Raw genomic sequence first — 12,267 nt, 5'->3', positions numbered from 1 at the left:
AACAATCAATTATGCTTAAAAATTATATCAAAATCGCCTTTAGAAACCTTTGGAAGAAAAAGGGCTACAGTGCGCTTAATATTTTTGGACTGGCCATTGGGATCACGTGTGCCAGTTTGATCCTGCTTTGGGTAGAAGATGAAATGAGCTTTGACACCATTGTCACAGATCAGGAACTGGTTTACAGCGTACCCACCAATCAAAAATACGACGGACAGGTTCGTACTTTTTTTCAAGCAACACCCGGCCCATTAGCCGCAGCTTTAAAAACTGAAATTCCGGAAATTACCAAAGCTGCAAGATTGCGAAATAGAGATTTCCTATTTACCGTAAACTCCTCTTCAATAAGCAGTGCCGGTTCCTATGCAGATCCAGATATTTTTGATCTGTTTGATTTGAAATTTATAGAGGGCAATGCTACTGATGCTTTCAAGATGAAAGAAAGTATTGTAATTACAAAAGAGGTAGCACAAATTCTTTTTGAAAATCCAACCAATATTTTAGGAAAAGTAATCCGGATTAATCAACAGGACAATTTTCAAATAACCGGTGTGGTTGAAAACCTGCCGGTAAATACGACCTATAGTTTTAACTGGTTGGTTCCATTTGAAAATTTTACATACGACAAACCCTGGACGCAGGAATATGGCAGCAATTTTACAGAGACCTTTGTAAAGCTATCACCGGATGCTGACTTCAATAGCGTCAATGAAAAAGTCAAACACATCTTACCAGCCAAAACCGGCGATGAAGACACCAAAGCTATCTTACATAAGGCAGCAGACTGGCATTTACGATCCGACTTTAAAGATGGTGAAGTGGTAGGTGGTCGCGTAGAATATGTGCGGTTGTTCAGTTTTATAGCGCTTATTATTTTAGTTATTGCCTGCATCAATTTTATGAATTTAGCCACTGCCCGTAGCGAGAAGCGTGCCAATGAGGTAGGCGTGCGTAAAACCTTAGGTTCAGACAAACAGCAATTAATTTTTCAGTTTATTACAGAGGCTCTGATGACTGCAATATTTGCAGCTGTATTAAGTGTTTTAGTTTTGATCCTCATTATTCCGGCATTCAACGCGCTAATAGACAAACAACTTGCTTTGGGTTTAACTATACCATCGCATCTGCTTTCGCTTTTAGCTATAACCCTAACCTGTGGGATATTTGCCGGTTTATACCCTGCGTTCTACCTCTCTTCTTTTAAACCTATTGACGTGCTTAAAGGAAACCGAATTCAGTCTAAGGGAGCCGGGTTTATTCGCAAAGGGCTGGTCATTACCCAGTTTGTGATTTCAATAGTGTTTATCATTAGTACGTTACTGGTTTACCAGCAGGTACAACATGTAAAAAATCGCGATTTAGGACTTGATAAGGACAACCTGATCGAGATACCTGCAAATGGAGATTTGATCAAAAACCGAAAGGCTATAGCAGAAGGTTTGAAAAATACAGGGATGATTACTGGTTTAGGATTGTCAAATTCTAATATACTTTCTGCTGGGAATAACGGCTCTGGTTTAAGATGGCAGGGAGGGAGCAGTACTGAAGATATACTTGTTTCTTATAGATACATAAATGAGGAGTATTTTAAAACAGCGGGAATCGAATTGATTGAGGGACGTGGTTTTAGTCCTGTAGTTGTAAATGACAGTTCACACGTTATCATTACCGAATCTTTTGCACAATTGATGGGCACTGGTAGTGCACTGGGCAAGACTATAGACCGGTACGGGGATATGTATACCGTCATTGGGGTGACTAATGACTATTTATACGGCGACATGTACGGAACCAGTGATCCGGTTATGTTTTATAATTATCCCCCTGAAGCACAGTACATGTATTTAAAAACAAACCCAAAATACGCTACAACCGAGGTTTTGAGAAGCATTGAGTCAACATTAAAAGAATACAACCCCGGGTATCCTTTTGAATACCGCTTTGTTGATGATGCTTTTGATGCCCGTTTCAAAAGCGAACAATTGATAGGGAATCTCTCCCGCATTTTTGCCCTGCTTGCAATATTAATCTCGTGTTTAGGTCTCTTTGGGCTTTCGGCTTATACCGCAGAGCAGCGTCGTAAAGAAATAGGGGTACGCAAAGTTTTAGGGTCTACTGTTGCCGGTATTGTAGGCTTATTATCCAGAGATTTTATAGTTCTGGTGTTGGTCGCGCTACTTATTGCCGTTCCGCTGGCGTGGTACTTAATGTACTCGTGGTTACAGGGATTCGCCTATCGCATTTCAATAAATATGTGGGTATTTGTTTTTGCAGGATTTGTTGCCATAGGAATTGCTTTGTTAACGGTGAGTTTTCAGGCGGTTAAAGCAGCAATTGCTAATCCGGTAAAAAGTTTAAGGACAGAGTAGAAATAATTAGTCATAGTAAGGAGATACTTTAAAAGCGTCAATCAAAAAATCAAGCCAGTATGTTTAAGAACTATATAAACATTGCCTTTAGAAACCTTTTAAAACACAAAGGCTATTCTGCCATAAATATTTTTGGCCTTGCTTTAGGAATGGCCGTTACGTTGATGATAGGACTTTGGGTTGCAGATGAGGTTAATTTCAACAGTTATTTTGAGAACAAACCGAGACTTGCTCAGGTATACCAGTCACAGACTTTTAATGGCAAGACCCAAACCGGGCCCGCAATACCGCGGCCTTTAGAATTTGCACTTCGAGAAAACTTTGAATCTAAGTTTAAGTATCTAAGCATGGCTTCCTGGTCAAAAAGTAGAAATTTTAATTATAAAGAGACTGCAATCTCACTTGACGGATATTCTGTTCAGCCAGAATTCACCCAGATGATCAACCTTAAAATAATACAGGGAGATGCTGCTGCCTTAAAATCATCTAATGCGATTATGCTTTCTCAAACGGCTGCGAAGACGATGTTCGGTGCCGGGAATGCGATGGGTAAAATCATTAAAGTAAATGATGTTGACCATATGATCGTGAGTGCGATTTATGAAGATATCCCTGAAGGAAATGATTTTAAGGATATGGAATATCTTATGCCATGGTCACTTTATGCAAAAAAAGATTGGATTGAATCGTCGATAGATCAATGGGGAAACAACTCTTTTCAGCTTTTTGTTGAATTGGCCGATGGGGTGGATCTGGCAAGTGCAAGTGCTGCAATTACTTCGGTCAAAAAAGAGAGTGATGCAGAGGTAGCACCGTTCAATCCACAGTTGTTTTTATTTCCTATGCGAGAATGGCATTTGCATTCAAACTTTGAAGATGGTGTTCAAACCGGTGGTCGTATTGAGAATGTGTGGCTTTTTGGGATAATTGGGGCATTTGTGTTGCTATTGGCGTGTATAAATTTTATGAATCTGGCGACTGCACGAAGTGAGAAACGAGTTATTGAAGTAGGCATTCGCAAAACAATAGGTTCTACAAAAAACCAACTTATAAAGCAGTTTTTAACCGAATCCTTTCTTGTCGTGATTATGGCCTGTATTCTGGCATTGGCAATCACGCTAGTATTTTTAAAGCCCTTTAACACATTAGCAGATAAAGCCATTACCTTTCCGTGGAGCAATCTGGTATTTTGGGTAGTAATTTTACTCTTCATAGCTTTTACCGCTCTGGTTTCAGGAAGTTATCCTGCTTTGTATTTGTCTTCGTTTAGACCTATTAAAGTCTTGAAAGGAACCTTTAAAGTGGGTAAACTGGCTACCCTTCCGCGGAAAATACTTGTGGTAACCCAGTTTAGTGTTTCAGCAGCTCTGATTATTGGAACGCTTATCGTTATGTCGCAGATTGATTTCAGCAAAAACAGACCTACTGGATACACCACGGAAAACCTGATACAAATCCCTGTGATGAGTAATCAGTTTTTAGGGAAGCATGATATGATGCGCAACCAGTTTAAAAAATCGGGTGCCGTATTAGAAATGGCAACTTCAAGCAGCCCAACAACTGAGGTGTGGTCTAATCAAAGCGGCTATGGCTGGGAAGGTAAGCCTGAAGGTTTTCAAGAAGACCTTGCCTATACACAGATCTCGTACGAATACGTGGAGACCTTAAAAATTAAAATGGCTGCGGGACGTGGTTTTTCCCGGGAGTTTCCAACAGACTCTACCGCGGTAATTCTAAATGAGTCTGCAGTAGCCTATATGGGACTGCAGGATCCTGTGGGCAAATACCTTACACAAGGTAGTAATGAGGGCGGTATGCGTAAACTACAAATTATAGGTGTTATGAAAGATATGGTGGTGCAATCTCCCTATGAACCCGTGAAACAAGCCATTTATATGTTTGATGGGTTTAATAATGCCAGTTATTGGAATCTGCGCCTGAATCCGGAAAACAGCATGCGTGAAAATTTAGCGACGGTAGAGAAAGTTTTTAAAGAACACTTTCCCAATGCCCTTTTTCATTATGATTTTATAGATCAGGAATATGCGAAGAAATTTGCTGAAGAAGATCGTATTGCAAGTCTTGCAAAAGTATTTACCGCACTAGCAATAGTAATAAGTTGTCTCGGTTTATTTGGATTAGCCTCTTTTGTAGCAGAACAACGTACCAAGGAAATAGGAGTGCGCAAAGTGCTGGGCGCATCAGTTGCTAATCTTTGGATGCTTTTGTCTAAAGATTTTTTAGTACTGGTGTTTATTGCACTGCTTATCGCAGCTCCCGTTTCCTATTATTTAATGCATAATTGGGTACAGAAATTTACGTACCACACCGAGATTTCCATTTGGATTTTTATCGCGGCAGGTGCGGGAGCATTGGGGATTACCTTGTTTACGGTAAGCTTTCAGGCGCTAAAAGCAGCATTTGCTAACCCTGTGAAAAGCTTAAGAACTCAATAGCCCTCACTGCCTGTTCCGCAGATTTTCAGGATTAGGGCAGCAGAAATTGATGAATAAGATTGCTAATAAAATGCTCATGAATTATGCTTAAAAATTATATCAAAATCGCGTGGCGGAATCTTTGGAAGAACAAGATGACCACTACCTTAAGTCTTTTCGGTTTAATACTGGGCGTTACATGTTTTATGCTCTTAGGGACTTATATTCTTAACGAATTACGGTACGACCGTTTTAACGATAAGGCAGTCCGTATTGTTTTTGTAAACTACAGTTATAAATCCCCATCTGATGTAGAGGCGACCCATACCCGTAATACGCCCACAGCGGTTGCTCCCGTTGCGAAGCGTGAGTTTTATGAGGTAGAAGATGCTGTACGTATTTACAGGTATGACCGTCGTGAGGTCGAGGTGGGCAATACCCACTTTACTGAAGGCAACATGTTACTTGCCGATGCTTCGATCTTCCATATTTTCAGTTTTGATTTTATAAGTGGTAACCCGGGTACGGCACTAGACAAGCCCAATACTGTTGTTATTACGCAACGTACGGCAAAGAAGTATTTTAAAAATCAGCCCGCACTAGGGAAATCTATTGTCATTAATGATAAGATTTGGGAAGTTACCGGGGTCGTTAAGGATAATCCACCTTATTCATCCCTTCAGTTTGATTTGGCAGGCTCCTACTTGTCCAATAAGCGCTCAGAACAGGAAATTTGGAATTCAGCAAACGATCACTCCTATTTACTTCTAAAAACACCAGAACAACGCCTCCAAGCCGAACAGAAATTTAATGCCTATGTGCAAAATCAGTTTCAGGACGATTTTAAAGGAGGCTTTACGATGCGGTTTGATTTTATACCGCTCACAGAAGATCATCTTTCTAGCGCGGCTTCTGGAAATCTAAAGACTTATTTATTCATACTTGGGGTAATAGCGGTGTTGTTATTGACGATAGCTGCCATAAACTTTACCAATTTAATGACGGCAAAATCTGTTGAACGACTTCGGGAAATAGGTGTTCGTAAAGTTATGGGTGCTTCGCGTCAAAGCCTAATCATTCAATTTTTGACAGAGGCAGCTATACTAACCATATTGGCTGTTTGCACAGGAACGCTGATCGCAATCGCGTTGATGCCTGCTTTTAATAAGCTCACTACGTTAAATATAAGTCTCACGAGTTGGGACGGGACGTACTTTGTACTAACCCTTGTGTTGTTGTTTTTTACCACAGCGCTTTTGGCAGGCGGTTGGCCCGCACTCGTGTTGTCTCGATTTAAACCGGTAAATGCCTTAAAGAATAACGCCACATCACTAACTAATACCGCCAGTTTACGAAAATTTCTGGTTGTTTTTCAGTTTGCGGTTTCCATTATCTTCATCATAGGCACTTTAGTAGCTAAGAAGCAACTGGATTTTATAAGTAAGGCCGATACCGGGGTTAACCGGTCTAATGTCGTTGTGGTTGATGCCAGTTCTATGAGCCAGAATACCGTTGAATCTTTTAAAGAGAAATTAGTAACCTCTCAATACATTAATGAGGTAACCGCTTCTTCAGATACTCCAGTTGATATGAAAGGGGGCTACAGCATGAAGGTTAACGGTCAGGAAAGCGGGATGTCTATTACAGCTGCGCCGGTAGATAAAGATTATATCACCACACTGGGAATGCGCTTGATCGCGGGAACCAATTTCAATGAAAGTGATAAACTACAGGTTCAACAGCCCCAAGAAGCGCGGGTCTATGCGTTTATGCTGAATAAAACAGCAGTAGATCAATTGGGCTTAACCCCTGAAGAGGCCATAGGAGAAGCCGTAAATCTTAACGGTAGAAAGGGCTTTATCAAAGGCGTATTGCAAGATTTTAACTTTGCTTCCCTGCATCAGGGTATTTCACCTGTGGTACTCTTTGCAGAGTATGACTGGACGGCAAAAATATTAGCTAAAATTCAAGGCAGTACAAGTCAAGGATTAGCGGCAATTCAAACAGTTTGGACCGAATTCAACCCAGATAGTGCCTTGTCGTATTCGTTCCTGGACAATGACTATCAAAACTTGTATAAGAGTGAACAGCGTACCGCAGCTATACTCAATATTTTTTCAGCGATAACCATTTTGGTTTCCTGTTTGGGACTTTTTGGACTTTCAGTATTTATGGTTGCACAGCGTAAAAAGGAAATAGGTATACGTAAGGTGCTGGGTGCATCTATTGTTCAAATCACCTACCTGCTGTCAGTTAAATTTTTAAAACTAATAGGCATTGCGCTTTGTATTGCTTTGCCTATAGCCTGGTATTTTACCACGAGTTGGTTGCAGGGTTTTGCCTATAAAATTGCCGAACCCTATGGGCTTTACATTCTTTCTGGGGCCCTAACCATAGGTATTGCGATGCTTACCCTTAGTATACAAGCCATCAAAGCCGCAGTAGCTAACCCGGTAAAGTCTTTGAGAACTGAATGAGCCCCCTAACCCCCAAAGGGGGAATTAGGAACACTAAAAGTAATATTGAATTATGTTTAGAAACTACATCAAAATCGCCTGGCGGAATATCTTAAGATACAAGACCAATAGTGTGCTTAATATTTTGGGGTTAACCATTGGTTTAGTATCGGTGATACTCATTGCATTATACATCCAGAATGAGCTGGCTTATGATACCCAGTTTGATCAGGCGGCGCAAGTCTACCGAGTGAATATGAAAGGCAAAATGGGGGACAACACGTTTTATGCGGGATACACACCACCACCTGCCGGGCAAGCTTTAGTAGATCAGTTTCCGGAAATTGAAAGCGCAACGCGCATTTATCAACCCGACAATACCAAATTAGCATACACAAACGCGACGCATACAAAAGTTTTTAATGAATCTGAAATTCTTGCTGTTGATCCTAATTTCTTAGAAGTTCTAAGCTATCCCTTGCAAAAAGGGGATGCTACTACCTGTTTGCAGGAGCCCAACAGTATTGTGATTACCCCACAAATCGCAAAGAAATACTTTGGCGATGCAGATCCTATGGGTAAAACATTGGCATATGGGGACTCTGGGAAACCCTTACAAGTGACCGGAGTGTTTGAAGATCTCACCAGCTATCCGGCTTCGGTAAAATTTGACATCCTGATGCCGGTAGCCAATTTTAATGAGGTCACCTATTTCAATTGGAGTTGGGTATGGCTCAATATGGCGACTTATGTAAAGCTCACCTCACAGGCAAGTGCGAATCCGGCGACCCTGGCGAATCTGGAATCCCGATTTCCGGAGATGCTCAAGGTACAGGCAGCACCCGCGTTTGAGCGTATAGGGCAACCTTTTGAGGAGTTTATAGAGAAGGGAAATTACTGGGAACTGCACTTACAAGCTTTGTCGGATATTCATTTGTATTCTCAGGGAATTACGTCTTCCATAACCGAGCAGCACAATGTTAAAAGCCTCTATATTTTAGGCATCATCGCCTTTTTTATCATCATTCTGGCTTGCGTGAATTTTATGAACCTTTCTACCGTTCAGGCTGTAAAACGCAGTAAGGAAATAGGGATTCGTAAAGTCTTAGGATCGCAACGGAAACAGCTCGTTAAGCAGTTTATGACCGAAGTTTTCTGTTATACTTTTTGTGCCACACTACTGGCTTTTATCACGGTGCTCTTGATTTTACCGATGTTTAACGGGTTGACCGGAAAAGAGCTTGATATTCAGGCATTTTTCAATAGAAATCTAATCTTGCTAATACTAGCTGTTGTAGTCCTTACCACCCTGTTAGCCGGAATGTATCCTGCATTTTTCCTTACATCCTTCAATCCTATACGAGCCTTAAAAGGAAAAGTGGGTAAAACAACCCAATCCAGTTTTATCCGCAACGGGTTGGTTGTTTTTCAATTTTCAATTGCGATCACCCTGATCATTTGCACCCTGGTGGTGTTTAGTCAGTTGCGTTATGCCCAACAAAAAGATTTGGGTTTTGATAAAGATCATGTTTTGGTCATTAACAATGCCGAAACTCTGGGGAACAGTCTGGCTAGTTTCAAAAAAGAACTTACGGCGTTAACCGGTGTAGAAGCAGCAAGCAGTTCGAGTGGGATGCTCACCCGTGGGAATTTTGGGGATTTCTACACCCCAAAACCCACAGCTGACGAACCCCATATTGCAACTGATATTTCACTGAGTTCGTATCTGGTAGACGATAAATTTATACCAACGCTGGATTTGGAAATCGTTGACGGACGAGGCTTTGATAAGCAGTTTAAAGATTCGCTATCGGTTATTCTTAACGAAACAGCTGCCGCTCAAATAGGTTGGGAAAATCCTATAGGAAAGCAAATACGCTATCCCGGCGGTAACATGGAATATTACACGGTAGTAGGTATTTTAAAAGATTTTAATCTGGAATCCTTACATACTCCCATTGAGCCATTTGCCCTTTTTGCTGAAGAATCAAAGAGTTACGATACCCGTACTTCGTTTATCAGCCTTAAAATATCCGGAGAGCATACTAAGAAAGTAATCGGTCAGGTGCAGGATTTGTGGGAAAGTTATTTGGAAAGTACTCCTTTTGAATATTCGTTTTTAGATGAAGATTTGGCTTACGCCTATCAGGAAGATCAGCGCTTAGCCTCCTTATTTACGGGCTTTAGCATACTTGCCATTTTTGTTGCATGTCTGGGACTATTTGGTCTTATCGCCTTTACAGCACAGCAACGCACGAAAGAAATAGGTGTACGTAAAGTATTAGGAGCCAGCGTAAGCAGCATCGTAAAACTTTTAGCTATTAACTTTTTAAAGTTGGTTTTACTGGCGTTAATCCTTGCAGTACCGGTAGCCTGGTTAGCCATGGATAGTTGGCTGCAGGATTTTGCCTATCGAATAGACATACCCATCTGGGCATTTGTAGCAGCAGGTGCTTTGGCACTGGCTATAGCTTTAATAACCGTGAGTTTTCAGGCCATTAAAGCCGCAATCGCTAACCCGGTAAAATCCCTGCGTACCGAATAATTCATCAATCAAAATCAATCAGCTATGCTTAGAAACTATATCAAAATCGCGTGGAGAAGCTTACAAAAGAATAGGCTACAGACTTCAATAAACCTGCTTGGGTTAACGGTGGGCACGGTTTGCTGCCTGAGCATACTTATCTATGTTACAGCACAGTTTGGTTACGATAAGGATTTTGCAGATGCTAAATTGATTTACAGGATAAATACATCAATCGCGGAACATGACGATGGGGCGCTTTCCGCAGGAGTTTCACCTCCTATAGCTTTTGCTATGAAAGAGGATTTTCCAGAAGTTGCAGAGGCCTGTAGGGTGGTTTATTTTGGATCTGGAAACGATGGATTGTTACGAAACCCGGAAACTGATGAAGCATTTTACGAAACGCGTGGGTATTTAGCAGATTCTACGTTTTTTAAGGTTTTTAATTTTCCGTTTAGTGAAGGTAAGGCAGAAGGGGCTTTAACTCAACCCAATTCAATTGTTCTTTCAAAAGCATTAGCTACCAAACTTTTTGGAAGCAAAAGCGCACTTAATAAAACATTGATTTTAGGAAGTGGGGAGCAAGAGCATAGGCTTACTATAAAAGGGGTTTTTAAAGAAGATTTTAGTAAAACGCATTTAAACCCCAATTATATTCTCACCATGAATTCTAATGGGCTGGGCAAAAGCGTACTAGAAATTCAAAACTTTGCTACACAAAATTTCACAATGAGCTATTTAAAAATAAAGGCTGGCTCAAGTATTGAAAAACTGGAAGCAAAAATTCCTCAATTTTTGCAAAAACATGGCGCTAAAGATTTTGCAGAGGTGGGCTTCCATAAATCCTTAAAATTTCAAAAGGTAACTGATATTCATCTATATTCAAAAGGCATTCAAAACCAAATAGATGCCGTTTCAGATATCAATTACCTGTATTTATTGCTCCTTTTAGCGTTTTTTATTCAATTAATTGCGTGTGTCAATTTTGTGAATCTAAGTACAGCACGGGCAAATAAAAGAGCTAAAGAAATTGGTGTGCGTAAAGCCATAGGTGCAGAAAAGGGTGATTTGATCCGCCAGTTTTTAGGAGAATCTGTCTTGCTTTCAATTTCTGCCTCGTTAATTAGTATTCCTCTTACTTTAGTTGCGTTACCTTTTGTAAACACGCTGACACAAGGAGATATTAGCTACTTCAGTATTCTGGACTGGCGTATTTTGGCCTTACTTGCAGCTTTGGGAATTTTCACGGGGCTCGTTGCCGGTATTTATCCTGCACTCATACTTTCGTCAATAAAGCCAATAAAAGTTTTAAAAACTTCAGTGAACTTAAATTTTGGTAATGGCTATTTCCGTAAGGTGCTGGTAGTTTTTCAGTTTGTGATTTCTATCAGTTTAATTTCAGGGGTAATAATAATTACGCAACAAGTAAACTATTCCCAAAAAATGGATATGGGCTTTGATAAAGAAAGTCTACTGGCGGTAAAATTAGGTACGCAAGACATCTCCGCAAGATTTAATAGTATAAACACCAACTTTAGAAAAGTAAAAGGGGTTAAGGAAGTTACGGGTACAAACTATTATCCTTCAGAATTTATATTTGGAGATATGGGACTTATACTTCCTGGCGCAAGTTTGGCTGATAGGACCCTAGTTCATTATAACGGTGTGAGCTCAAGATATCTCGAAACTGTAGGCACCAAATTACTGGCGGGCAGGACACTTAATGACAAAGATGAAAATCAGATATTGGTTAACAAAGCTACCCTTGATGCATTTAAAATTCCATTTGATAAAGCTATCGGTGCTATACTCGTAAATAATTATGGCGGTCAAACTCAAGAATTTGAAATTGTAGGCGTCACCGAAAACTATAATTTTGGGGCTTTAAAAGATAAAATAAAACCGCTGCTTCTTTATAACGAAACAGAACCGAGTTATTTAGTTGTTAAGGCTGAAACACAGGATTATAAGACACTTTTAAAAAATCTTGAAACTTCGTGGGAAACAATAAATCCAAACGCCCCTTTTGTTTACAATTTTATTGATAAGGAAGTCGAAAAATTATATGCAGAAGAAAAGCGATTGAGTAAAATCTCTGCCGTATTTACTTCCTTGGCAATTTTAATAAGTTGTTTAGGTCTTTTCGGTCTTGTTTCTTTTATAGCCGAACAAAAGAAAAAAGAGATAGGTATTCGCAAAGTACTGGGCGCAAGCATTCAAAATGTAGTTCGCTTATTAACAAAAGATTTTATAAAGCTCATAGGTGTGGCATTCTTAATTTCAACACCACTCGCCTATTTCATAATGCAAAAATGGCTTCAGGATTTCCCTTACCGAATAACTATAGAATGGTGGGTATTTGCCATTGCTGGCGGATTTGCTTTGATCATCACGATTATGACGGTAAGTTTTCAGGCCATTAAAGCCGCAATCGCTAACCCGGTAAAGTCCCTGCGTACCGAATAATTCATCAATCAAAATCA

5 protein-coding genes are annotated in these 12,267 nt (G+C 40.2%); all 5 read left to right on the top strand.

The features are described from left to right. The first annotated feature begins 11 nt into the window (after positions 1-11). Positions 12-2,369, top strand: a complete 2,358-nt coding sequence (locus DSM02_RS12515) for an ABC transporter permease (protein ID WP_128765960.1) — start codon at positions 12-14, stop codon at positions 2,367-2,369. Between the two features lie 59 nt (positions 2,370-2,428). Beyond that, positions 2,429-4,825, top strand: a complete 2,397-nt coding sequence (locus DSM02_RS12510; RefSeq protein WP_128765959.1) for an ABC transporter permease — start codon at positions 2,429-2,431, stop codon at positions 4,823-4,825. Between the two features lie 83 nt (positions 4,826-4,908). After that, on the top strand, positions 4,909-7,281 hold the full coding sequence (locus DSM02_RS12505) for an ABC transporter permease (RefSeq protein WP_128765958.1): 2,373 nt from the start codon (positions 4,909-4,911) through the stop codon (positions 7,279-7,281). Between the two features lie 52 nt (positions 7,282-7,333). Further along, complete coding sequence (locus DSM02_RS12500; protein WP_128765957.1) at positions 7,334-9,805, top strand: ABC transporter permease; 2,472 nt, start codon at positions 7,334-7,336, stop codon at positions 9,803-9,805. A gap of 24 nt (positions 9,806-9,829) precedes the next feature. Then, positions 9,830-12,250, top strand: a complete 2,421-nt coding sequence (locus DSM02_RS12495) for an ABC transporter permease (protein WP_128765956.1) — start codon at positions 9,830-9,832, stop codon at positions 12,248-12,250. The last annotated feature ends 17 nt before the right edge of the window (positions 12,251-12,267 follow it).

The organism is Leeuwenhoekiella polynyae (assembly GCF_004104075.1).
Lineage (GTDB): Bacteria > Bacteroidota > Bacteroidia > Flavobacteriales > Flavobacteriaceae > Leeuwenhoekiella > Leeuwenhoekiella polynyae.
This window is presented reverse-complemented; position numbering and strand designations above follow the sequence as displayed.